The following is a 24,634-nucleotide window of genomic DNA, read 5'->3' on the forward strand; positions in this document are numbered from 1 at the left end:
GGCGGGTACACGACCGCGCTGTGTGACTGAAGCAGCGTCCCGGCGCGAAGTTGGTACCTCGAACCGGGACGCCTTGCAGGGTTATTTCACCTGCGCGGGAGATTCCACCTCGGTTGAGGCTGCTGCGGCTTCTGATGCTGATTCATGAAACCGCGTTCGGCCTGCAGATGACCCTTGTCATGGCTCTTCGCCTTCGGATCGGCACCCGGGATGGACGCCTGCAGCTTCTCGGTCGCCTGTTCGGCGCCGATGATGGGCAGCTCCCCGGTGATCAACGGCTTCTCCGGGACCGCCTCGGTGATGGGGTTCTGATTGGGTTTTCTGTTCTTTCGCATGGTCTTTCCCTTCTTCGGATCCGTTCGGCGCTGTGCGGACTTCGCAGTCTTCTGCGAGGCCGTGGTCTCTGTGCGGCCGGAATCGGCGGTCAGCTCGGTGAACAGTCCGGTCCACTGGTCGGGGGTGAGGTCCTTGGGCAAGGTGTCTCCTCTGATGTCGTTGCGGTCCATGGTCGATTGCAGCGTGCGGTGATCGGTGATGCTCATCGTTGAGAGGATTCCTTTCATTCCTCGCCCGCGGCCGGTGAAGACCGACCGGACGAACTGTTGATAATCGGATCGAACACCGGCTGGGATCGATCCGGTGGGACAGCGATCGATGGTGAAGATGCCGCCATCGACGCTGGGTTTCGGGGTGAATGCATCCGCGGGGACGCGTGATACGAGGCGGAAGTCGAACCATGGTGCCCATTGGGCGGTCATCATGGTCGATCCGCCGACTCCGGCACGTTTGCGGGCCACCTCCCATTGGGTGAGCAGGATGGCCTGCTGCCACTGACTCGAGCGCAGCAGTCTGCGGAGAATGGGGGTGGTGAGGTGGAACGGCAGATTGCCGACGATGACCGGCCGGTCGAGCCGGGTGGTCAGGATGTCGGCGTGCCGGACCTCGGCCCGCGGGAATGAGTCTTCAAGGTGATCAAGCCTCGTTTCGTCGAGTTCGACGAGTGTGAGCTCTCGGCCGAGCCGGTAGAGCTTGGTCGTGACTGCTCCGTCGCCGGGGCCGATCTCCATGATCGGTCCGGAGGTGGAGCGAGCCAGGCTCGCAATCGTGTCGATAGTGGTGCGTGAGCGGAGGAAGTTCTGGCCGAGTTCGTGTCGCCCGCCGTGCTTCGACCGTGAATGTCTCGACTTCGAATGTGTCGAGTGTGTACGTGTCGTGTGGGGTCGCAATGGGATGTGCTCCAGAAAGAAGGTGGAGGCACCCGAGGCAGCGCAATGGTGGTGAGTCAGATCGGTCCGCGATGACCTGGTCGATCATTGACGATCAAAACGGTCAGTGGGGACGGAAAAGGATCAGCCGATTGCCGCAGCACCCGGATGCCGATGACGATCCGGGAGGACAACGCGCTTGCAGGAGGAGATCGAGGCGGCCGTCGTCGGTCAGCCGATCACAGAATCTTCGTCGAGCGCGCTGACAGCGCGGCGGTGACGAATGTAGAAGCAAGGCGCAGTCATTGCGCTGCTGTTCAATGTTCCCATGCCGAATAAGATAGCACGGGTCCTCTCGCGCCCACCAGGGTGTGGACGAAAAAATTACCCCGCCGAATTCTCAGTGAAGTCGGCGGGGCGTGTTCAGAACGGGTATCAGCCCATGAGGGTGCGCAGGACGAGCACTCCGATCGAACCGATGGCGGCCGCTGCCGGCAGGGTGATGACCCAGGCCAGGGCGATCGGCTTCATGAGCTTCCAGTTCGCCGACCGGTTGACCAGGCCGACACCGATGATCGCGCCGATGAGGATGTGCGTCGAGGACACGGGCAGTCCACTCACCGAGGCGGCCATGACGATTCCGGCGGCCGCGAGCTCCGCGGCGAATCCGGAGGCAGGGTGGATCTCGGTGAGGTTCGTTCCGACGGTCGCGATGACCTTCCGACCGATGAACCAAAGACCGACGATGAGGGCGATTCCGCAGGTGAGCATGGCCGCGAACGGAACGGTCGCCTCGGCGTTGATGCTGTCGGTGCGGAGCACATCGAGGACGGCGGCGAAAGGGCCGACGGCGTTCGCGATGTCGTTCGAACCGTGGCTGAAGGCGAACGCGGAGGCGGTGAACACCTGCATCCAGGAGAACAGGATATAGGTCGCGCGGGGCACGGTCTGCTTGCGCAGGGTCTTGGCGAAGACGAACACGGCCAGCCACACGGCCACGCCGATCATGGCCATGACGAGGACTCCGCCGACGGTGGACACGCTCATGTCGAGATTCGTCAGACCCTTGAACAGCAGCATCGCGGTGATGATGACCGCACCGGCGGCAGCGATGAGCGGAACCCAGCGCTGCAGAGCCGAGTGAGTGCCGATCGCACCCGTACCGGCTCCTGTGACGTCCGACCCGGTGGTCTCCAAGTCGATCTGGGCGTCGACGGAGCCTTCGGCCGGAGCGACGGCGGAGAGCATATGTGGCTTGAGGGTGTGTGACAGCGCATTGCCGAGCACGTACTTCTTGATCAGCCCGTAGATGAAGAACGCAGCGAGTCCGCCGAGCGCGGGCGACAGCACCCAGGAGATCGCGATCTGGCCGACCTCGGACCATTGCACCATGGAGAGCCCGCCGGTGCCGGTGACGAAGCCGATCGTCAGCGAAGCTCCGATGATGCCGCCGATGATCGCATGCGTCGTCGACACCGGCCAGCCCATCCGGGTTGCCACGAGCAGCCACAGTGCGGCACCGAGGAGGGCGGCCATCATGATGAACGCGAAATCCATCGGGTTGATCGCGACTCCGCTGAGGTCGACGATTCCGCTCTTGACCGTGTCGGTGACGTCGCCGCCGGCCAGCAGGGCACCGCTGACTTCGAAGACCGCAGCGATGAGCAGTGCCTGCTTCATCGTCAGTGTGCCGGCTCCGACGGAGGTCCCGAAGGCGTTGGCGACATCGTTGCCGCCGATGTTGAACGCCATGAAGGCGCCGAAGATGACAGTGGTGACGAGCACCATGCGCGGTGCGTCGCGACCGACGAAGTCGAAGGACCACAGGGTGAAGGCGATGAGGGTGATCGCGAGCAGGCCGCCGAAGGCCAGATGCCAGAGGCGATCATTGCTGCGGCCGAGGGCAGGCGGCGGAGTGCGGCGCTCCGGGGCCAGAACCTGGGTCATTCGAATCTCCTAGCGAAGGTCTGGATGCAGGCTGTGTCTGCTCCCATGATTCGCAGGCCGAATGACCGCCAGGTTACGGGAAAGGTGAACGGAAGGTGAACACCGAATCGGACGCGCGCGAAATGAACATGCACATTCGGTGCAATTCGCCTGAGGTTCACGCGAAATTCCAGGTCAGATGCTATGCGAGCGGGTTCGCGCGGGAGGTGGTGAGGTCGGTTGGGGCAGGAGGAAAGACCGGCTGTGACAACGGCCACGAAACCCCGAGACGGGGCCGCGGCAGCGGAAGCGGGCCCACAGACGTGACCGGGCCCGGACATGCGCGGGCCCGATCGCAGAAGTCAGAAGAGAGGGGAGAGGCTCGCCGAGGCGGCCGGACTCAGTCGATGATCTCGCCGCGGATGACGTCCCCGCCGCCGTCGTCGGGACGGTTGCGGTGCGGATCGGCCTGCATCTGCCGGGCAGTGCTGCGCAGGCGCCGACCGAGAGCGATGAGGGCGATGCCGACGAGGATGATGAACGCGGCGAGAGTGAAGATCAGCGCGGTCACCCCGGCGCTCGGGGCGAAGAGGAAGAACGCGCCGAGGATGATGCCGAGGATGCCGATGGTCGTGAGCACCCACCAGGACCCGACACCGATGCGTCGGATGAAGAAGGACACGGTGAGAGCGAGGATGCTGAAGAAGACGATCGCGAAGCCGGTGAGCACCGTGACCATCGAGGCGAACAGCATCGGGGTGAGGAAGATGAGCACGCCGAGGAGGATGAGCAGAACCGCACGCGTGACCAGGCTGCCGGTGCGTCCTCCTCGCGGGGCGAACACGAGGGAGGAGACGGCGATGACGGCGAGCCAGCAGGCGAAGATCCGCACGACCACCTCGGCGGAGGCACCGGGCCAAGCCATCATCAGCACACCCATCACGAGGGCGATGACGCCGTTGACGATGACTGTTCTTCCTGTGCGCTTGAGGTCCATGGCCTCAGCCTAATCCTCGGATTTGGACGGATGCTGAAGAGGACGGTCTCGATCAGGCGTGCCCGAGATGCTTCTCCGCCTCCGCGGTGTCCGAGGTCGTGCGCTCCTGCTCGGGCATGAGGCCGGTGAGTTTGAGCGATTCGGACATCGCTTGGACGATGGCGTCGAGGTCGGTGGTCGGTGCGGTGTTCGCCGCGGCCGCGTCCGGGGCGGACGTCGCCTCCGCCTCGGCGGAGTTGGGATCGGGCTTCGCCCCCTCCTCGGTGGTCGGAGGCGAGGTCGGAGTGTTGCCTTCGAGGAACCGGAGCAGTTCGACGGGGAAGGGCAGGACGAGGGTCGAATTCCGTTCGGCGGCGACTTCGACGATGGTCTGCAGCAGGCGCAGCTGGAGGGCGGATGGGGTGTGGGCCATCGCCTCGGAGGCCTGGGCGAGCTTGTTCGACGCCTGCAGCTCACCATCGGCGATGATGACGCGCGAGCGGCGTTCGCGTTCGGCTTCGGCCTGGCGCGACATCGACCGCTTCATCGTCTCCGGCAGGGCCACGTCCTTGATCTCGACGCGGTCGATGTGGATGCCCCAGTCGACGGCGGGATTGTCGATCATGATCGCCAGGCCCTGGTTGAGGCGTTCGCGGTTGGTGAGCAGATCGTCGAGTTCGCTCTGGCCGATGATCGACCGCAGCGAGGTCTGCGCGACCTGCCCGACGGCGAGCTGATAGTCCTCGACATCGACGACGGCCTTGCGCGGATCGACAACCTTGAAATAGATGACGGCGTCGACGCGGACGGTGACGTTGTCGCGGGTGATGCCCTCCTGAGCGGGAATCGGCATCGTGACGATCTGGAGATTGACCTTCTGCAGGTTGTCGACGAACGGGATGATCGCCGTCAGCCCGGGAGGTTTGGGCTCGGCATTCACTCTGCCGAGGCGGAAGACCACCCCGCGCTCATACTGTTTGACGATCCTCAGGCTGTTTCCCAGCGTGATGGCTCCGAGTGCGACAAGTGCGGCAAGGATTCCGAGCGCCAACATGTCGAATCGCCTCCTTTGACGACTGACGGTCCCCTCATTTTAGCACTCGTTTGCCTCTGATGGCAGGGTCGGTTATAATCACGAAACTTTTGCCGAGCGCGGGGTTTCGTGGGAGGGGCGTCGACGGCTCACCCTGAGAGGGGGTGGGGCGCTCAGCCCTCCTGCGACTCTCGGGCCAGCAGTCGTTTGCCGGCCGGGTAGGCCGCCAGTGAGGTGGGCAGGTTCACCCGGCGCCCGGAAGCGAAGGTGGCGAGCACGCGTCCGGTGCCCGGCTGTTCCTCGCCGATTCCCGCGGGTTCGAGGCCGATGCGGCGCAGTGTCTGTTTGGCCACCGGCATCGGGGAGTCGAAGACGGTGAGGGCGCCCGCGCGGGCGGCCATGATGCGGTCAGCGACGAGTCCGTAATGGGTACAGCCGAGCACCACGGTCTCCATTCCCGGCCCCATTTGGGTGAAGGCATCCTCGATGGCGGTGTCGATCTTCTCCAGGTCGGCGGCGTTGATCGCCTCGGCCAATCCCGGGCAGGCGACCTTAGCCACGTGCAGGTCGGCGGCGAAGGAGTCTATGAGGTTCTGTTGGTAGTCGCTGCCGGTGGTCGCCGGGGTCGCCCAGATCGCGAAGTCCTGTCCCGTGCCGGCGGCCATCTTCACCGCGGGGACGGTGCCGATGACGGGAATGCGCGGTTCATAGCGGGCGCGCACGGCCTCGAGTGCCTGCACCGAGGCGGTGTTGCAGGCGATGACGATGGCATCGGGTTCCCATTCGGCGAGCACCCCGGCCGAATGCAGGGCCCGCTGTTCGAGGGTCTCCGTGCTCAGGCTGCCGTAGGGAGAGAAGTCCGGATCCATGGCCAGGACGAGGTCCGCGTCGGGAGCGAGGTGGAAGAGTGCATCGGCGGTGCCGAGGAGTCCGAGTCCGGAATCGAGCAGACCGATGCGCGTCATGAAGCGTCCTTCGGGTAGGCGAACTCCCGGATCTCTTTGAGGTGGGCCTTCGTCAGGCCGTGGGCGAAGTGCGGGGCGATGAGTTTGAGTCGGTTCGTCGAATACCGGCTGAGGAAGTATTCGCGCGTGACCGGCCAGGCCAGGTCGTCGTCGATCCAGATCGCGCGGCCGTGTTCGTGCGTGGACAGCCAGTCCTCCATGGCGCGGGCCTTCCACCACTGCTGCGGATCGTGAGCGAAACGGTTATGGGTCTCATCGGGCATTTCGATGACGTCGAAGGAGTTGCGCAGACCGAATTTCGGTTCGAGTTCGGACTTGCACCGCTTTGACCAGGTCGAGAGCCAGACGACGTCGACGTCATGGGTTTCGACGATGCGATCGAAGAATTCGACGACGGCCGTTCGGTAGTGGAGCTCGTAGTTCCACGCCCGCAGCTTCTTCCGGCCTTCGGTCATGATGCGCAGTTTGGGCACCGGATAGGAGTTGAGGACGCCGTCGACGTCGAGGAAGACGGTGACATGGCGTGCTCGCCGGCGAGCCGAGACCGGCGACGGGGATGCGGCAGCCATCATTCCTTCCTGTTCGCTTCGCCGTCCGGCCGGACGCGAGACGAGCGCGCTATTCTGGGGGCAGACCGCTTCCGCCCGCACCAGATTTCGTCTCCGAGTTTACCGCCGACCGCCGAGGAGAGCCGAGTCCGTGTACCGACAGACCCACATCCCCCGCTTGCAGGCGAGCCTGTGGGTCTCGATCGGGCAGACGCCGGGGGAGTCGCTCATCGTCCCCGACGGATGCATGGACCTCATCCGCATCGGACCGACGATCATCATCGCCGGCGCCGATTCGACCGCTCGCGGCTTCGCCGGCACCCCAGAACCCGTGATCGGACTCCGCTTCGGTCCGGGTGTGCTTCCCCAACTGCTGGCCACCTCGGCGGCGGAGCTGGCCGATCGCGTCACCCCGCTCGAGGCAGTCGTCGCCCCGGGCATCGTCGCCGCCGCCCAAGCACGCGCGGCTGGGATCGACGAGCCGGGTTCGCCACGACGGCGGGCGGGGGAGGCCGCAGCTGAGCCGATGAGTGCGCACGCCCGTGAGCTGCTCGCGATCGCGACGGTCCTGACAGACCGCACCGTCTTCGACCGGCGCCCCATGGATATGGCCGGCCTCCTCGGTGCCGGGATGGCCTCACCGGCAAGGACCGTCGCCGAGGTGGCCGCGGACTTCGCGTACTCGCCCCGACAGCTGCGCAGGCTCTCAGCGGAGTGGTTCGGGTACGGGCCGAAGCATCTGACGAAGGTCCTGCGCTGGCAGGCGGCTCGCGCATTCCTCACTGCCGGCCACACCCGCACCGCGGCTGCGGCGCGCGCCGGCTACGCGGATGCGGCGCACCTGTGGCGCGATGAGCGCTCCCTGCTCGGGCGGTGACGGGGCCGGCGCGCCTACCCGAGACTCGCGAAGAGGTCGACCTTGTTGCCGTCGGGGTCGGAGACCACGGCATAGCGCTGTCCCCAGAAGGCGTCCCAGGGTTCGTGGACGACCCCGGCCACGGCGGGCCCCGCCGCTTCGCCGGTGAGTTCGGCGAAGGTCGCGTCGACAGCCTCGGGCGTGGAGCAGTCGAAGGCCAGGGACATCTTGTGGCCGCCGGTCGGCCACGTCCAGTCGGGGTCGATGCTGTGCATGACCGCCTCGGTGTCGAGGAGGATGCGGAGGCTGCCCGAGGAGAATTCGGTGTGTGGCGCCTCCGGACCGCCGTCGGTGAGCTCGAGTCCGAGCGCGGAGTAGAAGGTGACAGCTGTGGGCATATCGGCAGTGATGATTGAGATCGCGTCGAGTTTCATGCCTTCAGGCTATGCGGGAGCGCGGCTGGTGAGCATGAACAGATCGGCCATGTTCGCACCATCACGGTCCGTGTGGGCTCGAAGCGCCCGGGCAGTCTCGGTGAACCTCGGGCGAGCGGAGCAGTCGCCGCTGCGGCGAGGCTCAGTCCTGCAGGTACTCCCCGAACACGGCGCGCAGATCGGACGTCAGCGGGGTCGGTTCGGAGGTGTCCCGGTCGATGTGGACGAGCACGCAGTCATGGTCGAAGACCTGACGTCCATCCTGGTCTCCCCGGGTGTTGACGGTGAACGAGGAGTTTCCGAGCTTCTTCACCGTCACGGTCATCGTCAGCTTCGGTCCGTACATGACGGGCACGAGGTAATCGATGGACTGGTGGGCCACGAGCAGACCCCCGCCGGTGATGTGACCGGCCCGGATCCCATGCATCCACCGCACACGGCACTCTTCGACGATGGTGATCAGCCGTGCGTTATTCACGTGCCCGAGCATGTCCTGATCCGACCAGCGGACCTCGGGCGAGTATTCGAATGTCTTCACGCATGCCTCCATGTCCGCTGCGGCAGCCGTGAGCGCAGCGGTGCTCGAACTGAACGATCGTTCCACAGTTAATCAGGAGAGAGTTCCGAATGGGAAATCCCGCCTGGCCCGTGACGGCCCACATGGAGGAAGCGAGCCTCAGCCTCGGCGGTTGCGGATCTCCTCGTTGACGGCGCCGACGACCTCATGGAGATCGCCGATGATCGCGTAGTCCGCGCGCTGGACCATGGTCGCCTCTTCGTCGGTGTTGATCGCAATGAGGGTCTTCGCGCCCTCGATCCCGGCCATGTGCTGGATGGCCCCGGAGATCCCGCAGGCGATGTAGACATCGGGTGAGATCCGGCTGCCGGTCTGCCCGACCTGCTCGGCGTGCGGCCGCCAGCCGAGCCCCGTGACCACCCGTGAGACGCCCAGAGCTCCGTCGAGGTGGTCGACGAGTTCGAGGACCTCGACGAAACCGTTCTCCGAACCGACCCCGCGTCCGGCACCGACCACGGCCCGTGCCTGAGTCAGTCCGGAGGTGTCGTCGGCGGCCTCGGCCTCGGTCCGTGTCGCTCGGGTGCGCAGGTCCTCCTCGGTGACCTCGAGCTCGTAGTCGTAGATCTGCGGTGTCGTCGGCGCGGTCTCCTCGGGAGAGCAGGCGTGACCGGCGACCGTGAGGACCTGCAGGTCGCCGTCGAGCCGGAGCCGTTCGAACGCCGTCCCGCCGTAGACCTGCCGCAGCAGCCCCTCCTCGTCGACGGCGATGACATTCGCCGCCATCCGCTCACCGGTGCGCACCGCGACGTGGGCCATGAGCTCCATTCCTCGAGGTGTTCCCGAAGCCAGCAGTGTGCCGGACTCAGGGGCGATGTCGACGATGGCCTGCGCCCAGGCCGCCGCCGAGTACTCCTCGAGATCGGGATGCTGGAGGTGGTGGATGACGCTCACCCCCAGCCGCCCCAGCTCGTCGACGGCGGCGTCGCTGAGCGGCCCCACCACCACCCCTTCAGGACTACCCGACGGCGTCCCAGATACCTCGCGCGAGGTTGCTGCGCCGCCGTCGGGTAGCAAGGAGGTGAGGGTGGCGGCGTGGATGCGGGCGAAGGTGACCGCCTCGGCGGAAGTCAGCTGCACCGCACCGGTCTCATCTGTTTCGACGAATACGAGAGTCATCACCGAAGCACCCCGATCTCTTCCAGAACATCGACCAAGGCGGGTGCCGCATCGGGGCCCTCGCCGAGGATGGTCACCGCACTCGTCTTCTCCGGCGGCAGCTCGAGCCTCATCCGTGGATTGCCCGCTCCGGGATCGGGTGCGTCGTATTCGGCGATGGGCGCCTTCTTCGCCTTCATCCGCCCGGTGATCGAGGGGTAGCGGGGGTCGACTCCGCCCTCCTGGACGGCGATGACGGCGGGCAGGTCGACGGAGAAGAGCTCGGCACCGGCCGGCCCGATCCCGCGGGCCTCGATCCCGCCCGAGGCGGCCGAGCCATCCGTGGGGCTCAGTGTCTGGATGCTCGTGAGCACCGGGTATTCGAGTTCGTAGGCGAGCCGGATCGGCACTTGGAAGTCGCCGGTGTCGGCAGCATCATTGCCCAGCAGCACGAGATCGAACTCCTGGCCCTGTTCGGCACGATCGCGGACGACATCGGCGATGACCTGGGCGATGTCCTCGGGTCCGAAGGCATCGGGATCGGCCGTTTCGATGAGGATCCCGTCGTTCGCACCCACGGCTGCCGCCGCACGCAGCTGTTCGACCGCCTCGGCAGGGCCCAGGGTGAGCACGGTGACCTTGCCACCGGTGGCCGCGGCGGTCTGGATGGCGAGCTCGACGGCGCATTCCTCATGGGAGGACATGGTGTGGCCGAGACCGGATTCGTCGATGCCGGTCTCCGCACCGTCAAGGGTGACCTGCCCGGCGATATCGGGGATGCGTTTGATGCACACGAGGATGTTCATGGCTATCTCCTGATGCACTCGTTGTCGGGGTCGAACAGCGGCGTCGAATCGACCGCTGCCACGGTCACCGGGTAGAACTCCTCCATGTAGACGACCTGGAGACGGTTGCCCAGCACCGCCTCGGCGGGTGGGAGGAACGCCACGAGGACGTGCTTTCCGAGGCTCGGAGCCGAACCCGCCGAAGTGACATAGGCCCGGCGGCCGTGACCGTCGACCAGCGGCTGGCCGTCCGCGGAGACGATGGGTTCGCCTCCGAGCATGTAGCGCTTCTCACCGCTTGAACTCGTGTGATCGTCGACGGTGAGTGAGCAGAGCACGGTTTGCGGGTCCTCCTCGCGGTGGCGCAGGTGGGCGGCCCTGCCGATGAAGTCCTGGGACTTGACCTTCGGCCTGCTCATACCGACTTCGACGACGGTGCGTTCGGAGTCGAGTTCGGCGCCGAAAGCCCGGTAGCCCTTCTCGATTCGGCCGGTCGTACTGTAGACGCCGAGACCGACGGGCACGAGCCCGTGCTGCCCACCGACTTCCATGAGCGCGTCCCAGAGCTTCAGCCCCGACTCCATCGGCACATAGAGCTCCCAGCCGAGGTCGCCGACATAGGAGATGCGGGAGGCGAGCACCTCGAGCGAACCGACCTCGATGGTTCGTGCGGTACCGAACCTGAAGCCCTCATGAGAGACATCGGCAGTGGTGAGCGCGCCGAGGATGTCGCGAGAACGTGGCCCCCACAGTCCGATCGTCGTCCACGAACTCGTGAGATCGGCGATCTGCGCGCCGGTCTCGGGCAGCCGGTCGGAGAACCACTTCACATCGACCATGCCGTGGGCGGCACCGGTGACGACGCGGAATCGGTCGTGGGCCAGGCGCATGATGGTCAGGTCCGAACGGAAGCCGCCGCCCTCATCGAGGATGGGGGTGTAGACGACGCGACCGACGGATACGTCCATCTGCGCCAAGGCGATGTGCTGGACCGCATCGAGAGCGGCGGGTCCGAAGACGTCGAAGATGACGAAGCTCGAGAGATCGACGAGGCCCGCGCGTTCACGCATGGCCAGGTGTTCGGCGTTGATGATCGGTGACCACCAGCGGGCGTCCCATTCGGCCGTGCGCTCCATGACGGCGTCACCGAACTCGTCGAGCAGCGGCGCATTCGATTCGAACCACTGCGGTCGCTCCCACCCGCCGGCTTCGAAGAAGACCGCTCCGAGGTCCTTCTCCCGCTGCCACATGGGCGAGCGGCGGATATTGCGGTCGGAGGCCCACTGTTCACCGGGGTGGACGATGCCGTAGGTCTTGTTGAACGCTTCCGAGGTCCGGGCCCGCACGTGTGCGCGGGTGCGCTGGTGGGAATGGAAGCGGGCGATGTCGGCGGCTTGGACGTCGATCTCCGGCAGCCCGGTCGTCATCCATTCGGCGACGGCCCGACCGACTCCCGGTCCTTCCTTGACCCAGACGGCAGCCGCCGACCACAGGCCCTTGACCTGGGGAGATTCGCCGAGGATCGCGGGACCGTCGGGAGTCAGCGAGAGCAGTCCGTTGATGGCATAGCGGATCTCGACCTCAGGGTTCGACAGCACCTCGGGCATGAGTTCGAGTGCCTGCTCGAGCTGCGGATCGAAGTCCTCGTCGGTGAAGGGCATCTCGGTGGGAGAGAGCTTCGCGGCCTCGATCGAGGGGATCTCATCGGGCTCGTGGAGGATCGCGCGGTGGGCGTAGGAGCCGATCTCCATGTCCGAGCCGTGCTGACGTTCGTAGCAGAAGGTGTCCATGTCGCGCACGATCGGGAAGGTGATCTCGCCGGAGGTCTCGGCCAGCTGCGGCACCGGGCCGACACTGATCATCTGGTGCACTGCGGGCGTGAGGGGGATAGCGGCGCCGGCCATGGCCGCGATGCGCGGACTCCACACACCGCAGGCGACGAGGACGCGGTTCGTCTCGATGGCGCCCTTCGACGTGTGCACGCGGACGATCTGACCGTCCTCGACTTCGATATCGGTCACCTCGGTGTTGGGCGAGACAGTCAGGGCACCCTTGGCCTGTGCGGATTCTCGCATCATCGTCCCGGCACGCACGGAGTCGACGACTCCGACCGTCGGCGTCCAGAAGGCGCCGACGATGACATCGGGGTCGAGGAACGGCACCTTCTGAGCGACCTCGGCGGGGCTGACCAGCTCGGATTCGATTCCCCACGCTCGCGCCGAGGCCATGCGCCGTCGCAGTTCCTGCATGCGCTCTTCGGTGCGGGCGACCTCGAAGCCGCCGGACTCGGTGAAGACGCCGAGCTCCTTGTACTGGCGCATGCTGTCGAGGGTGAGGTCGGTGATCTCCCGAGAATGGTCGACGGGAAAGATGAAGTTCGAGGCATGCCCGGTCGATCCGCCGGGATTCGGCAAGGGACCCTTGTCGACCTGGACGATGTCGGTCCAGCCGAGTTCGGCGAGATGATGGACGAGACTGTTGCCGACGATGCCGGCTCCGACAACGACGACGCTGGCTTGGGCGGGGACGGAAGCCATGGGCTGGCTCCTCTCTGAAGGCTACTCTGCCTTCACCTGCGATGTTGCGAACTGTGCAACTTGATGCGCTATGTGGAACTTCGTACCCTGATCGTCCCCCTGCCGAGACGAGCCTGTCAAGGGGTCGCGTTGACTCATAGAAAACCTCCGCGTAACCAGCATCGTTGCCTCATTTGAAAACCTCCGGCACGGACGAGTCGTTGACTCAATGAAAAACCTCCGCCACCGGAGTGGCTCCACACCATCGGCGTCGATGACGAGTACGCCTGATTTTCATGGAGTTGACAATGAAGCAACGACAAGCCGTGACGAAGAAGAAGGCCCTCGCCTACAAACACGCCGACCGTGCCGGCAAGTCCCGGATCCTCGACGAACTCGTCGACCTCACCAGTTGGCATCGTGACTACGCCCGCGCAGCGTTGAGGAACGCGCTGACCCCGACAGTCGTCAAACCCAAACCCGGCCGGAAACCGGTCTATGGCCCCGACCTGATGCCAGCACTGATCACGTGCTGGGCCGTGCTGCGAGCACCAGCAGGACGTCTCCTGGCCGCGATGCTACCGACTCTGGTGCCGATGCTGCGTCGCGACAAAGAACTCGACATCACCGACGACCAAGCAGACCTGTTGATGAAAATGAGCGCGGCGACCATCGATCGCAAGCTCGCCGGCGAGCGGAAGAAGATGCTGCCCAAGGGCCGGTCCCACACCAAACCCGGATCCCTGTTGAAGTCACAGATCCCGATCCGCACGTGGGCCGAGTGGGACGACGCAGTACCCGGATTCGTCGAAATCGACCTCGTCGGCCACGAGGGCGGAAACGCCGCCGGCGAGTACTGCTTCACCCTGACCGTCACCGACATCAGCACGGGCTGGACCGTGAACAGGTCGGTGAAGAACAAGGCCGCGAAATTGGTGTTCGAAGCCCTCGAGCACGTCATCAGCGTCTTCCCCTTCCCGATCATCGGCATCGATTCCGACAACGGGTCAGAGTTCATCAACGAACACCTGTTGGTCTACTGCACCGAACACGAGATCACGTTCACCCGGTCGAGGGCGGGCAACAAGAACGACGGTGCCCACGTCGAGCAGAAGAACTGGACCCGAGTCCGCGAACTCGTCGGCTACCTCCGCTATGACACCCCCGCCGAACTCGAGCTGCTCAACCAGATCTGGGAACTCGATCGGGTGTTCACGAACTATCTGCTACCACAACAGAAGCTCATCTCCAAGACTCGCCACGGAGCTAAAGTCTCGAAAAAACACGATCGACCGAAGACACCCCACCAGCGAGCGATCGCGCAAGAGAACATGCGCAAACGCCCGATCATCACGATGAATGCGGCGTTCAAACGGGTCAAGCCAGCGGCCCTGGAGCGACAGATTCTCGACCTCACTGGTCGGCTCGAGGCACTATCGGTGGCGAAGAGCCCGGCCCGGACCAAGCCTGTGCCCCACCGGTTCTGGGAGCACGGGTAAGCCTCCGGAGATTCTCCCATGAGGCAACGACCCTGCCGTGCCGGAGGTTTTCATCTGAGGCAACGATGTTTCTTTCCCGGAGGTATTGCAATGAGGCTTCAGGGGGGGGGTCCTCCGGCGGAAAGCGCGGTGCGTTTGGAGCGATTATGTGCCTCGAAATTTGCTTAAGAAAGGCGCTCGACGAGATCTGAGTGTTTAGTTTGCTCGCAGTCCTTGCGATAGTTTCGTATAGTCGCGTTGATAGAACCCAGTGTTGTTTGATCGGAGTCGCAAGTGGATATACATCGAATTGAACCATGGGATCCTCCCCGCCCGCCAAAGCGAAAAATGAAACGAGAGACCTGGGGTAAAGCTGTCGCAGACTCGCCGGATCATGGACCTCGGGCTGGTGCGCTTCCCGAGGATCTGGATGGCCTTATTGGCCGTGACCTGGAGTACCTCTTGATCAATGTGGAAAGTGAAATTCTTACTGCCAAGATCCTTTCGAGCGATGAAGACAAGGTGTCGGCTTTTCTGAAGAATCCAGGAATCGCTCTGTTTGGCGCAATGATTCCCCTGGCAATCGCTGGCGCATCTTCTAGCTTGATTGCTTTGACCGGCATGGCTGGGCTAGTGCTCTTTACGATCGGATCGCTCAACATCAGAGTAAGTAAGCGTGAAGCGGCCCTTCAAGCGCGCAACTTTGATCGAGAGCGCATTTTACGAGCAATTGAACGCAAGGACGGCGAGAGCGGGTCTTCAGCTGAGCGCAGGGGCGGTCAGGCCGGGCCGACCGAGTGAGACCTTTGAAAATCATTGCCGAACGAAGTGCATGCGGTCGATTGCGCTCGTTCTAATTATCGGAAGTTGTAGTTCGGCAAAGACTTATCGTCCGCTTTGCGGATCAGGCAGAGATGCCTGCCGAGTAAATTGAAGCTCGCTGTCAGCGTTCGCGCCAGCCGAGGCGGGTGGAGATGTCGGCGGCGGCCGAGGTGAGGAGCTCCCGGGCGGAGCGGACCTTCTCCTCGGTGAAGCGGAAGCTCGGCCCCGAAGCCGAAATGGAAGCGATGACATCGCCATGCGCATTGCGCACGGGAGCGGAGACTGCGGTGAGCCCGACCTCGAGCTCATCGATGACGACCGAGGACCCCCTCTCGACCACCTCGGCGATCTCTGTCATCAACCGGGGCAGCGAGGTCACGGTCTGAGGTGTGTAGGACTGGAGCCGGGTGCCGAGGACGGAGCGGATGCCGGCTTCGCTCAGGCCCGAGAGCAGGACCTTGCCGTTCGAGGTCGCGTGCAGGGGAATGCGCTGGCCGACCCAGTTGTGGCTCTGCACCGAGGACGTGCCTGAGGCCTGATCGAGATAGAGGGCGGCGCCGTCGGAGAGGACCGCGATGTTGATCGTCTCCCCGGTCTCCTCGGCGAGCATCTTCGTGATCGGTCTGGCCTCCTGGACGATGTCGAGGCGCGCGGTCGTGGCACCGGCCAGCCGCAGGATGCCCAGGCCGAGTCGGTACTTGCCGCGCAGCTGATCCTGCTCGACCAGTCCCCGGGCCTCGAGGGTGGAGACGATGCGTGAGGCCGTCGACTTGTGGACGCCGAGTTCCTTGGCGATCTCGGTGACTCCTGCCAGCCCGGTGCGGGCGATGATCTCGAGGATCGTCACCGCCCGATCGACGGACTGGACGGAGCCCGGCGCCGAGGTGGGAGTGGGCTCGGGTGCGGGGTCCCGGCGAGATGCGCTGTTGCTCATTTCGAAACTGTAACGCACGTGGCACAACCCGAACAGACTCCTGCGGGCGTGGGGTAGGGTGAGTGCGGTCGGCAGGACGAGAGCCCGCCGGCCTACTTTCCCCGACGGAGTTGAGCACGATGACCAATGGGACCCAGTCGATCGACCGGGCGGCAGAGATCCTGTCGCTGGTGGTGAAGGCGGACGAACCGATCTCCTACACCGAGGTGGTGGGGGCCACGGAGCTGGCCCGTTCGACGGTCTCCCGTCTGCTCTCCGCGCTCGAGCGCAATGGTCTGGTCGAGCGTGACGGTGACGGCCTCTATCGCGGCGGCTCCCTCTTCGCCACCTATGCCTCGCGTTTCGATCGTGTGGAGAACCTCGTCTCCGCCGCCGATCCGACCCTGCAGCGCCTCAGTGAGGAGACCGGCGAGACGGTCAACCTGGCCGTGCCGAGCGCAGACGGGGTCGTGCAGATCGCCCAGGTCGATTCGACCTTCGTCCTCGGTGCGACGAACTGGGCCGATGTCGATGTTCCGCCGCACTGCTCAGCACTGGGGAAAGTCATGTACGCCTTCGACATCATTCCGCTGCCGACCGGTCGGCTCGAGCGTCGCACCGAACGGACCTTGGGTTCGCGCAAAGAGCTCACCGATGACCTCGCCGAGGTGCGCGAGCGCGGATACGCGATCGTGCACGAGGAGTTCGAGATCGGCCTCGACGCCCTGGCGGCACCCGTGTTCGGTGTCGACGGCGACGTCGTCGCGGCCGTGGGGATCTCGGGGCCGACGATGCGCATCGCCGAGCACCATGACCGCCTCGGCGCTCTGCTCGCCGACGAGGCGGGGCTGCTGTCCCGCAGCCTCAAGCGCAAGGTCACCCACCATTAAGAGGGCGGCGCAGCCGATCCGACCCGCATCTACTGCAGGCTGGTGAATTCCTCTGCCCCTCCGAGGGGCGCGAGCTGCTTGCGCCGCCAGATCTCCGTGTCCTTGATCTGATTGAACGTGTAGATGTGCAGACCCGCCACGCCCATGGCCGGGTCATCGAGAACCGGAGCGAGCTTGTCGAGGAACTTCCGCGGGTTGTAGCCGCCGGGCTTGGCCATCCGTGTGAAGGTCGCGGTGTTCTTCCGCAGGAACCGCGTGGACTCGCCCACCCCGATCTTCGTCGCCACCCGAGCGAGCTTCGTCAGCTCGACTTTGCCGGCGATGCCGAGCATGAGCGGCAGCTCGATGCCGCGCGCCCTCACTCTGGCCACCCATGATGCGACGACCGCCGGGTCGAAGCACAGATTCGACACGAGGTGCGTGGCGTAGTCGCGCTTGTCCCACATCGCCTGGATGGTCACGTCATCGGCGATGACCGGATGCGATTCCGGGTAGGCGCTGACGCCGATGTGCTGGAACGGGGCGGCCATGCTAGAGAGGTCGACGAGGAGGTCGTGCGCTCCGACGTACCCGCCGGCCGGGGGAGTGGCGTCACCGGCGGGGACGAAGATCCGGTCGACCCCCGCCTCGGCGAGTCGATCGACGATCTCGGTGAGCTCGGATCGGCCCTGGATCATCCGTGCGGCGATATGGGGGACGGCGCGAAAGCCGAGGGCCTGGAGCTGCTCGGCCGTCGACAGGGTCGCTTCGAGGGTCAGCCCCGTCGATGCGGTGACCGTGATCTCGCGGCCGGGCGCGACGTACTCGCCGACGCGTTCGACGATTCCCGCCGTGGGCAGTATCTCGTAGCGAGCGGTGCTGAGAAGTGTGCGCAGCGTTTCCTGTGACATCTTCGTCTCCTTCGCGGAGGTCGATTCATGAAACTCGGATTCCGAGTCCCTTGCGTCCCGGTGTCTTCGATCCTACACTCATTATACCCATGATATGGGAATTGAGTTCCATAATATAAAACTGTGCGAGCAGGGGGAACACCATGGACAACAACGTCCCCACAGTGGACCAAAGCGACAGACAAGTCCCGATCAACCTACGTCAATCCGGCCCGACCCCGGTCGAGATGCTCATCGACACCCGCGTCCGCAAGTCCCCGTACTGGGAACTGTCCATGCAGCAAGGATGCTGGCGGGCATCGATCTACAACCGGATGTACCACCCACGTGGCTACATTCCCCGCGAAGAGGGCGGGATGATGGCCGAGTACCAGTCCCTCGTCAACGATGTGACCTTGTGGAACGTGGCCGTCGAACGGCAGATCCAGGTCAAGGGTCCCGACGCCGAGGCGTTCGTCAACTTCGTCATCACCCGTGATGCGACGAAGATCCCCGTGATGCGTGCCCGCTACGTCATCCTGTGCAATGAGGCAGGCGGCATCCTCAACGATCCGATCCTGCTGCGGGTCGCGATCGACGAATTCTGGTTCAGCCTCTCCGACACCGATCTCATGCTCTGGCTGCAGGGGGTCAACGTCGGCCACCGCTTCGATGTCACGATCCAGGAGATCGACGTCGCGCCGGTGCAGGTCCAGGGTCCGAAGTCCGTCGACGTCATCGCCGATCTCGTCGGCGAGGAAGGACGGAACCTGCCGAGCTACGGCCTCATGGAGGCCCAGGTCGGCGGCCACGACGTCATCATCTCCCAGACCGGGTTCACCGGGGAGAAGGGCTACGAGATCTACCTCAAGGACGCGACGAAATACGCCGAGGACATGTGGAACGCCGTGCTCGACGCCGGTGAACCCTACAACCTCAAGGTCGTTGCGCCCAGCCACCACCGCAGGATCGCCGCCGGCATTCTGTCGTGGGGCCAGGACATGGACTTCGAGACCCTGCCGTTCCAGGTCAACCTGTCCTACCAGGTGCCGCGGAAGAAGGAGGCCGGCTACATCGGCAAGACCCGCCTCGAGGAGGTGCGTCGGCTCATCGAAGCCGGAACTCCGCCGTATCGCACGCAGCTGGTGGGTCTGCTGGTCGGTGGGAAGCCGATCACGGACTATGCGCCCGACTTCTGGCACGTCAGTGCCAGTGCCGAGGGTGAGGCCGTCGGCTACGTGACCTCACCGTGGTACTCACCGGAGCTCGAGGCGAACATCGCGATGGCGCATGTGCCCGTCGAGGCGTCCGCGCTCGGCACCGAATACTGGGTGCATCTGCCGGAGCCGTTCGCAGACACCCCGGGGGTTCCGGTCCGCGCCGAGGTGGTCGAGATGCCCTTCCGCCCGAGCGTCAACCCCAACCAGCGCGAACGTCTGAAGATGCGCGGCCTCGACGCCGCCGTCTGAGGCGACTCTCGCTCTCGAGACCGAACGCGGTCGCCGTTGCGCACAGCCGGCGGCCGCGTTCGCATGCCAGCAGCCCCTTCATCGCTGCCGCCCAGCACCACTGGCAGACTGCGACTCCGCGACTTACTTGCCGCGCAGGGCCTTGACCTTCGCGAGGAGTTCGTTCTCCGCGTTCGGGCCGGCCTTGATGCCGGTGGGCAGCCGGAACATGAACCAGATGCCGACGAGGAGCCAGACGGCGAAACCGACCCACGACTGCCATTCCAGCTGTGCGGAGACCGGGGTGATCGGGATGTAGAGGATGAACAGGATGAAGGTGAGCACGGAGGAGATGACTCCGATGACCAATCCGCCGTTGCGCGCTCCGCCGATGCGCAGCGGACGTTCCATGTTCGGCTCGCGCTTGCGCAGGACGAGGAAGCCGATGCTGACGAGGAAGTAGGCGATGACGATGGCGGGTGAACCTGCGTCGACGATCCAGCCGAGCGCCGCGGTGCCGAAGAACGGGGCGATGGCGGAGAGGAGACCGATGAAGATGATCGCATTCGACGGGGTGCGGTACTTCGGGTGGAGCTTGCCGAACCACTTCGGGATCATGCCCGCGGCGGCCATCGCCCACATGAGTCGCGAGGAGCCCATGAGGAAGGCGTTCCAGGAGGTGATGATTCCGGCCAGGCCACCCGCGATGACGATCTTGCCCCAGATGGCCGAGCCGAACATGACGGAGAGTGCATCGGCGGTGACCAGGTCGTGCGTGCCGAGCTGAGCGGCGGGCATCGCCATCGACGTCGTCCCGATGATGATCACGTAGAAGGCGATGGCCATGACGACCGACAGCACCACGAGCTTGCCGATCTTGGCCGGTGGGAGTTTGACCTCCTCGGCGGACTGCGGGATGACATCGAAGCCGACGAAGAGGAACGGAACAACGGCCATGACGCCGATGAAGCCGGCGCCGCCTCCGGTGAAGAACGGTTCGGTGTTCTCGATCTTGCCGCCGACGAAGCCGCCGGTGAGAAGCATGAGGCCGACGATGATGAGGAACCACACGACGAAGGTCTGCACGAGAGAGGCGACCTTGACGCCGCGGATGTTGATCCAGGCGATGACGATCGCGGTGATCGTGCCGACCAGAGCCCACGTGAGGTAGACGTCGAAGCCGGCCACGTTCCAGAGTTTGATCTGCTCGAGGTTCGGGAACAGGTAGAGGGCGGTCTTCGGCACCGACACCGCCTCGAACATGACGACGCTGATGTAGCCGCCGGTGATCGCCCAGGAGCCGAAGAGGGACACGCGTGGGCCCATCGCTCGGATGAGGTAGTTGTGCTCGCCTCCGGCGTGCGGCATGGCGGCCACCATCTCGGAGTACACCGTGCCGACGAAGCACATGATGATGCCGCCGACGATGAAGGCGAGGATCGCGCCGAGGGTGCCGGCGCCGTTGAGCCATTCCCCGGTGAGGACGACCCAGCCGAATCCGATCATCGCGCCGAAGCCGATGAAGAGGGCATCGACCGTGCCGAGCGCTCTGACGAACCCGTGGCCTCTGTCGTCCGTTTCAGTGTGGGTCTGACTCATGGCACGCCTCTCGCAGTCCGTCATTACTGAGATGCACAGTAGCAGGATTCTGAGCGTTTCCGGTCAGTGAACTTCACACTGTCTCATTGGACGAAAGCGCACCGGTCGCCTCGGAGCAGACGTGGTCTCTGCCCCGAGGCGGATGCTCATCAGTCGCCGAGGTCGACGACCTCGAACTCGAGGAGGTCGGCCTGCTCGGAGACCGGCTTCTTCCCGATGGATTCGTGGGCCGGAGAACGGTTGGCCCTCCAGTTCTCGAAGTCCTCACGGGTCGCCCACTGGGTGTAGACGAAGTACTTGTCGCCGCCGGCGACCGGGCGCAGCAGTTTGAAGCCTTCGAAGCCCGGGGCCTCATCGACGGAGTGTTTGCGGTCGGCGAAGCGCTTCTCGAGTTCGGCGCGGGCCGGTTCGGGGACGGTGAGGGCGTTGATGGCGACGACTGACATGGGTGCTCCTTTTCAGCAGTGTCTGCAGAGACGTCATTTGTCGGCGAGCCCGGGTGCTCGAAGGCTGCGATGGACGAGACGCTTCGGATGAGCATCGAACTCACTTCGACCCTACGACGTCGACCCGAGTCCCGGCTGAGCAGTCCGGCAGTTCGCACGGGCTGTCTCAGGAACGGTGCCGGAACGCGGACCGTCGGCGCGCAGAGAGCAGCCGCGCAGGTCCGCTCGGAATCCATCACGGATCGACCGAAACTCCACGGCCAGTCCTATTCGACGACCTCGAGCTGAGTGAACTGCAGGCCGGGAGAGTGGATCTCGGCTGCGCGCCGGATCCGTTCGGCGGTGAGTTCGCTGATCGTCGGGAAAGCGCGGTCGGCCTTGTCGCCGCTGTCGGGTGTCGCCCGGCCGCCCGTAGAAGCAGCCCTGCCCGCAGCACCAGTCTCACCCGCATAAGCAACCTCAGCAGCAGAAGCGGCCTCACCCGCAGCCACCACGGCGCGGGCGTTCTTCGATCGCAGCGGCTCCGGCGTCTGCACGAGCACGAACGACCGCGACCCGGAATCCCGTTCGTTCGCGGCCATCACTGCCTGGGCCGTCGTGCCGGACCCGGCGAAGAAATCGAGAACGATCGCCTCGGGATCGAAGAAGGTCTGCGAGGCGACCAGTGCCTTCACCAGCTCCACCGGCTTCGGATAGCTGAACACCCCGCCGAGGCCCAGAGGCTCCAGGTCGTTCTGCCCGCCGAGCGCCTTGATGATCGAATACATCTTCGAGCTCGCCTTCTCGGCCGGAGTCACTCGCACCACCGCGTGCTTGCCCGCCTTCCCCCACGGCCGCAGGATGTACTCGCCCGATGCCAGCTTCGCGTCCACCTCGGCGAGCTTCTTCGCACCCTTGACCTCGAGGATGTCCTCGTACATCAGCCGCCGCTCCGAGCCTCGGGCGTAGCGGCCGAATCCTGCCCGCAGCACATCGGTCTCGACGAGCATGCGCCGGCCGTCGATCATCTCGAGCTTCGCAGGTGACTTCTTCTCCGTGAGGAAGGGCCCGACCCGGCTCGCATCGCGCCCCCACACGTGGATGTAGTCGTGCCCGCGCACGAATGACGGAGCATTGCCCCCGCCCTTGGCGCGCTGATGGATGAGCGTGCCCAGCGCATTGTCCTCGCCGAAGATCTCGTGCCCGAGCAGCTGCGCCCACGCGCTTTCGACATCGTCGAGGTGGAGGAAGAGCACCCCGTCTTCGCGCAGCAGCTCGCGAGCCAGCAGCAGCCTCGGCGCCATGAAGGACAGCCAGCTGGCATGGTCGTGCCCGTGGTCCTTGTACGTGTGCGCATTGCCCGTGTTGTACGGCGGGTCGATGTAGATGACCTTGACCTGCCCCCGATGCGTGGCGAGCAGGGCGGTGAGGGCCGGCAGATTGTCGCCGACGAGAAGGAGGTTCTCACGCAGATCCGGGGTCCGAGGGGTGCCGTCACCGTCGCGCAGCTGCGCACCGCGATCACCGGCGCCGAGGCGGGGGCCGGGTCGTCGTGTGCCCTCGGCCGACGAACCCTCACCGAGGCTCCTGCTGGTGCCCTCGGAGACGAGGCGACGGCCGAGGGTGAAAGCCGCGTGCTTGCCGGGCCAATCCAGGACGGTCGTCATCCTTCTCCTTCGTCTCGAACGGTGACAAGATTGCTGTATGAGTATTTCACGAGTGGCCGTCGTCGGCGCCGGCATCCTCGGCGTCGCCACGGCGAGGGAGATCGCAGCGCGGTTCCCCGACGCCGAACTCACTGTCATCGACAAGGCGGATGACGTCGCTGCACATCAGAGCGGTCACACCACGGGAATCGTCGACTCGGGGCTCGACCGGATTCCCGGATCGGCCGAGGCCGAACTCGCGCACCGAGGCGTCGAGCTGCTGGTCCCATTCGTGTCCGAACGCGGCATCCCCTACCGCGAGTGCGGGCAGCTCATGGTCGCCCAGAACACCGACGAGGCCGATCGGCTCGAAGAGATCTTCGCTCGCGCGAAGGACAACGGCATCCCCGGAGTGCGGCTGCTCGAGCGCAAGGAGATGAGCGAGGTCGAACCCGAGGCCAGGGGCGTGCTCGGACTGTACTCGCCGCACGCGGCAGTCACCGACTTCGGTGCCCTCACCGGGGCGCTCGCCTCCGACGTCAGCGCCGCCGGCGGCACATTCCGCTTCGCCACCGAGGTCACCGGATTCGACATCATGAGCAATGAGGTGCGGATCAGAGGGCGGGCGACGGCTGCCGATGAGCAGGTGGACGAGGCACCGCGGACCTACTACGGCAATGAGGATACGCGACCGGTCGTCGACTTCGGCGAGGAGCTGCGCAGCCGGTTCGGAGGCCAAGACTGGTTCCGGCAGGTCGAGGGCACCCTGCACGACTGGACGGAGAAGTTCTCGAGCTCCTGGTCCGGTGGCGGACGCGGTGAGGACCATCGGGGCCCGGCTGACCAGGACGGATCCGGCGGGGGAGCAGGCGCCGACACTCGAGGCTCCGGAGACGATTCGACCGGATCGGGCAAGAGGGCGCGCCGCGAGATGCCCGAGACGACGATCGGCACCTTCGACCTCGTCTTCGTCTGCGCCGGACTGCAGGCCGACCGCCTGGCCGCAGCCGCAGGATTGGAGGCCGATCCGCGCATCGTGCCCTTCACCAGCGACTATTACGAGATCCCGGCGGCCTCCGCCGAGGCGGTGCGCGGCATCATCGGCTCCGTTCCCGATCCGGATGCGCCCTTCGCCGAGACCGGGATGGTCAGAGGGGTCAACGGCTCGCTGATGCTCGGGCCCAACACCTTCGTCTCACTCGGTCGGGAGAAGTACGACAGGCGCGGCTTCGACCTCGGCGATATGGGGTCGACCGCGAAGTTCACCGGCTTCTGGAAGTTCGCTGCCCAGACCGCGCGCACCGCCGCGCACGGGGCGAAGACGACAGTCAGTCGGAAGGCATTCATCGACAGCGTCGAGAAGTACGTGCCGACGATCGACGGGGACTCCGTCGAAACCGGGCCGCGCGGCGTCCGGGCGCAGGCGATGAACTCCGATGGCGAGCTGCTCGATGAACTCATCATCGCCACTCGCGGGCGGCTGACCGCGGTCAGGGCAGTCCCACGCTGGGGAGCCACCTCGGCGCTGGCCATCGCCGAACGGATCGTCGGTGAAGCAGCGGGGGCACGCGGGCGCTGAACGTCAGGGTCTGCTGGGAGCGGACGAGCGCAGGTCGCTTCTATCAGCC

General features: G+C 65.1%; 22 protein-coding genes. 6 read left to right on the forward strand and 16 right to left on the reverse strand.

What is annotated here, in order from left to right:
* Nucleotides 1–86: 86 nt before the first annotated feature.
* The 6 genes from erm to EB836_RS11880 form a co-directional block, all read right to left on the reverse strand.
* A complete protein-coding gene (gene erm / locus EB836_RS11855) occupies nt 87–1,226 on the reverse strand; it encodes a 23S ribosomal RNA methyltransferase Erm (RefSeq protein WP_135540642.1) in 1,140 nt (379 codons plus the stop codon).
* A gap of 414 nt (nt 1,227–1,640) precedes the next feature.
* Nucleotides 1,641–3,152, reverse strand: a complete 1,512-nt coding sequence (locus EB836_RS11860) for an inorganic phosphate transporter (RefSeq protein ID WP_135540644.1) — start codon at nt 3,150–3,152, stop codon at nt 1,641–1,643.
* Nucleotides 3,153–3,531: 379 nt separating this feature from the next.
* The gene (locus EB836_RS11865) at nt 3,532–4,128 is read right to left on the reverse strand and encodes a DUF308 domain-containing protein (protein ID WP_135540646.1); all 597 of its coding nucleotides are present in this window, start codon (nt 4,126–4,128) and stop codon (nt 3,532–3,534) included.
* A 52-nt stretch (nt 4,129–4,180) separates the two neighbouring features.
* Nucleotides 4,181–5,161 (reverse strand): slipin family protein, encoded by a 981-nt coding sequence (locus EB836_RS11870; protein WP_135540647.1) that lies wholly within the window; start codon nt 5,159–5,161, stop codon nt 4,181–4,183.
* A gap of 152 nt (nt 5,162–5,313) precedes the next feature.
* Nucleotides 5,314–6,105, reverse strand: a complete 792-nt coding sequence (locus EB836_RS11875; protein WP_135540649.1) for an aspartate/glutamate racemase family protein — start codon at nt 6,103–6,105, stop codon at nt 5,314–5,316.
* Nucleotides 6,102–6,674, reverse strand: a complete 573-nt coding sequence (locus EB836_RS11880; protein WP_135540783.1) for an HAD domain-containing protein — start codon at nt 6,672–6,674, stop codon at nt 6,102–6,104. Before EB836_RS11880 ends, EB836_RS11875 begins: the two co-directional genes overlap by 4 nt.
* A 130-nt stretch (nt 6,675–6,804) precedes the next feature.
* On the opposite strand from EB836_RS11880, the gene EB836_RS11885 reads away from it, so the two are divergent.
* Complete coding sequence (locus EB836_RS11885) at nt 6,805–7,530, forward strand: helix-turn-helix domain-containing protein (RefSeq protein ID WP_135540651.1); 726 nt, start codon at nt 6,805–6,807, stop codon at nt 7,528–7,530.
* Nucleotides 7,531–7,544: 14 nt separating this feature from the next.
* On the opposite strand, the gene EB836_RS11890 is transcribed toward EB836_RS11885, so the two are convergent.
* From EB836_RS11890 to EB836_RS11910, 5 genes are all read right to left on the reverse strand, one after another.
* Complete coding sequence (locus EB836_RS11890; RefSeq protein WP_135540653.1) at nt 7,545–7,943, reverse strand: VOC family protein; 399 nt, start codon at nt 7,941–7,943, stop codon at nt 7,545–7,547.
* A gap of 142 nt (nt 7,944–8,085) precedes the next feature.
* Complete coding sequence (locus tag EB836_RS11895; RefSeq protein ID WP_135540655.1) at nt 8,086–8,481, reverse strand: thioesterase family protein; 396 nt, start codon at nt 8,479–8,481, stop codon at nt 8,086–8,088.
* Nucleotides 8,482–8,619: 138 nt separating this feature from the next.
* A complete protein-coding gene (locus tag EB836_RS11900) occupies nt 8,620–9,636 on the reverse strand; it encodes an electron transfer flavoprotein subunit alpha/FixB family protein (protein ID WP_240689923.1) in 1,017 nt (338 codons plus the stop codon).
* Entirely contained in the window at nt 9,636–10,421 is a 786-nt protein-coding gene (locus EB836_RS11905) for an electron transfer flavoprotein subunit beta/FixA family protein (protein ID WP_135540658.1), read from the reverse strand. Before EB836_RS11905 ends, EB836_RS11900 begins: the two co-directional genes overlap by 1 nt.
* Before the next feature lie 2 nt (nt 10,422–10,423).
* Nucleotides 10,424–12,937, reverse strand: coding sequence for an FAD-dependent oxidoreductase (locus tag EB836_RS11910; RefSeq protein WP_135540660.1), 2,514 nt, complete (start codon nt 12,935–12,937; stop codon nt 10,424–10,426).
* Nucleotides 12,938–13,224: 287 nt separating this feature from the next.
* Between EB836_RS11910 and EB836_RS11915 the strand changes: the two genes are divergently transcribed.
* The gene (locus EB836_RS11915) at nt 13,225–14,415 is read left to right on the forward strand and encodes a DDE-type integrase/transposase/recombinase (protein ID WP_135540662.1); all 1,191 of its coding nucleotides are present in this window, start codon (nt 13,225–13,227) and stop codon (nt 14,413–14,415) included.
* A 327-nt stretch (nt 14,416–14,742) separates the two neighbouring features.
* Complete coding sequence (locus EB836_RS11920) at nt 14,743–15,195, forward strand: hypothetical protein (protein ID WP_135540664.1); 453 nt, start codon at nt 14,743–14,745, stop codon at nt 15,193–15,195.
* A gap of 142 nt (nt 15,196–15,337) precedes the next feature.
* Here the strand turns inward: EB836_RS11920 and EB836_RS11925 are convergent, their stop codons facing one another.
* The gene (locus EB836_RS11925) at nt 15,338–16,150 is read right to left on the reverse strand and encodes an IclR family transcriptional regulator (RefSeq protein ID WP_135540666.1); all 813 of its coding nucleotides are present in this window, start codon (nt 16,148–16,150) and stop codon (nt 15,338–15,340) included.
* Nucleotides 16,151–16,269: 119 nt separating this feature from the next.
* Here EB836_RS11925 and EB836_RS11930 point away from each other — a divergent pair, with 119 nt between their 5' ends.
* Nucleotides 16,270–17,019 (forward strand): IclR family transcriptional regulator, encoded by a 750-nt coding sequence (locus tag EB836_RS11930; protein WP_135540668.1) that lies wholly within the window; start codon nt 16,270–16,272, stop codon nt 17,017–17,019.
* 29 nt (nt 17,020–17,048) lie between these two features.
* Here EB836_RS11930 and EB836_RS11935 read toward each other — a convergent pair whose 3' ends face one another.
* Nucleotides 17,049–17,909, reverse strand: a complete 861-nt coding sequence (locus tag EB836_RS11935) for a methylenetetrahydrofolate reductase (RefSeq protein WP_135540670.1) — start codon at nt 17,907–17,909, stop codon at nt 17,049–17,051.
* A 143-nt stretch (nt 17,910–18,052) separates the two neighbouring features.
* On the opposite strand from EB836_RS11935, the gene EB836_RS11940 reads away from it, so the two are divergent.
* A complete protein-coding gene (locus tag EB836_RS11940; RefSeq protein ID WP_135540672.1) occupies nt 18,053–19,357 on the forward strand; it encodes a glycine cleavage T C-terminal barrel domain-containing protein in 1,305 nt (434 codons plus the stop codon).
* 123 nt (nt 19,358–19,480) lie between these two features.
* Here EB836_RS11940 and EB836_RS11945 read toward each other — a convergent pair whose 3' ends face one another.
* The 3 genes from EB836_RS11945 to EB836_RS11955 all read right to left on the reverse strand — a co-directional run bounded on the left by EB836_RS11945 (nt 19,481) and on the right by EB836_RS11955 (nt 23,027).
* Nucleotides 19,481–20,935, reverse strand: coding sequence for an APC family permease (locus tag EB836_RS11945; RefSeq protein WP_135540674.1), 1,455 nt, complete (start codon nt 20,933–20,935; stop codon nt 19,481–19,483).
* Between the two features lie 149 nt (nt 20,936–21,084).
* Nucleotides 21,085–21,381 carry an antibiotic biosynthesis monooxygenase gene (locus EB836_RS11950; protein ID WP_135540676.1) on the reverse strand — a complete coding sequence of 99 codons (297 nt, stop codon included), beginning with the start codon at nt 21,379–21,381 and terminating at the stop codon, nt 21,085–21,087.
* Nucleotides 21,382–21,647: 266 nt separating this feature from the next.
* On the reverse strand, nt 21,648–23,027 hold the full coding sequence (locus tag EB836_RS11955) for a site-specific DNA-methyltransferase (protein WP_135540678.1): 1,380 nt from the start codon (nt 23,025–23,027) through the stop codon (nt 21,648–21,650).
* 37 nt (nt 23,028–23,064) lie between these two features.
* Here EB836_RS11955 and EB836_RS11960 point away from each other — a divergent pair, with 37 nt between their 5' ends.
* Nucleotides 23,065–24,585: an FAD-dependent oxidoreductase gene (locus tag EB836_RS11960; RefSeq protein ID WP_240689925.1), complete on the forward strand. Its 1,521-nt coding sequence runs from the start codon at nt 23,065–23,067 to the stop codon at nt 24,583–24,585.
* The last annotated feature ends 49 nt before the right edge of the window (nt 24,586–24,634 follow it).

It is taken from the genome of Brevibacterium sp. S111 (genome assembly GCF_004745075.1).
Classification (GTDB): Bacteria; Actinomycetota; Actinomycetes; order Actinomycetales; family Brevibacteriaceae; genus Brevibacterium.

Bases quoted from the DNA above. Each gene is read 5' to 3' on its own strand.
- EB836_RS11935 (WP_135540670.1), bottom strand. From the start codon at position 17,909: ATGTCACAGGAAACGCTGCGCACACTTCTCAGCACCGCTCGCTACGAG.
- EB836_RS11955 (WP_135540678.1), bottom strand. From the start codon at position 23,027: ATGACGACCGTCCTGGATTGGCCCGGCAAGCACGCGGCTTTCACCCTC.
- EB836_RS11870 (WP_135540647.1), bottom strand. From the start codon at position 5,161: ATGTTGGCGCTCGGAATCCTTGCCGCACTTGTCGCACTCGGAGCCATC.
- EB836_RS11960 (WP_240689925.1), top strand. From the start codon at position 23,065: ATGAGTATTTCACGAGTGGCCGTCGTCGGCGCCGGCATCCTCGGCGTC.
- EB836_RS11890 (WP_135540653.1), bottom strand. From the start codon at position 7,943: ATGAAACTCGACGCGATCTCAATCATCACTGCCGATATGCCCACAGCT.
- EB836_RS11940 (WP_135540672.1), top strand. From the start codon at position 18,053: ATGGACAACAACGTCCCCACAGTGGACCAAAGCGACAGACAAGTCCCG.
- EB836_RS11880 (WP_135540783.1), bottom strand. From the start codon at position 6,674: ATGGCTGCCGCATCCCCGTCGCCGGTCTCGGCTCGCCGGCGAGCACGC.
- EB836_RS11915 (WP_135540662.1), top strand. From the start codon at position 13,225: ATGAAGCAACGACAAGCCGTGACGAAGAAGAAGGCCCTCGCCTACAAA.
- EB836_RS11930 (WP_135540668.1), top strand. From the start codon at position 16,270: ATGACCAATGGGACCCAGTCGATCGACCGGGCGGCAGAGATCCTGTCG.
- EB836_RS11925 (WP_135540666.1), bottom strand. From the start codon at position 16,150: ATGAGCAACAGCGCATCTCGCCGGGACCCCGCACCCGAGCCCACTCCC.
- EB836_RS11950 (WP_135540676.1), bottom strand. From the start codon at position 21,381: ATGTCAGTCGTCGCCATCAACGCCCTCACCGTCCCCGAACCGGCCCGC.
- EB836_RS11860 (WP_135540644.1), bottom strand. From the start codon at position 3,152: ATGACCCAGGTTCTGGCCCCGGAGCGCCGCACTCCGCCGCCTGCCCTC.
- EB836_RS11920 (WP_135540664.1), top strand. From the start codon at position 14,743: ATGAAACGAGAGACCTGGGGTAAAGCTGTCGCAGACTCGCCGGATCAT.
- EB836_RS11900 (WP_240689923.1), bottom strand. From the start codon at position 9,636: ATGACTCTCGTATTCGTCGAAACAGATGAGACCGGTGCGGTGCAGCTG.
- EB836_RS11865 (WP_135540646.1), bottom strand. From the start codon at position 4,128: ATGGACCTCAAGCGCACAGGAAGAACAGTCATCGTCAACGGCGTCATC.
- EB836_RS11910 (WP_135540660.1), bottom strand. From the start codon at position 12,937: ATGGCTTCCGTCCCCGCCCAAGCCAGCGTCGTCGTTGTCGGAGCCGGC.
- EB836_RS11945 (WP_135540674.1), bottom strand. From the start codon at position 20,935: ATGAGTCAGACCCACACTGAAACGGACGACAGAGGCCACGGGTTCGTC.
- EB836_RS11905 (WP_135540658.1), bottom strand. From the start codon at position 10,421: ATGAACATCCTCGTGTGCATCAAACGCATCCCCGATATCGCCGGGCAG.
- EB836_RS11875 (WP_135540649.1), bottom strand. From the start codon at position 6,105: ATGACGCGCATCGGTCTGCTCGATTCCGGACTCGGACTCCTCGGCACC.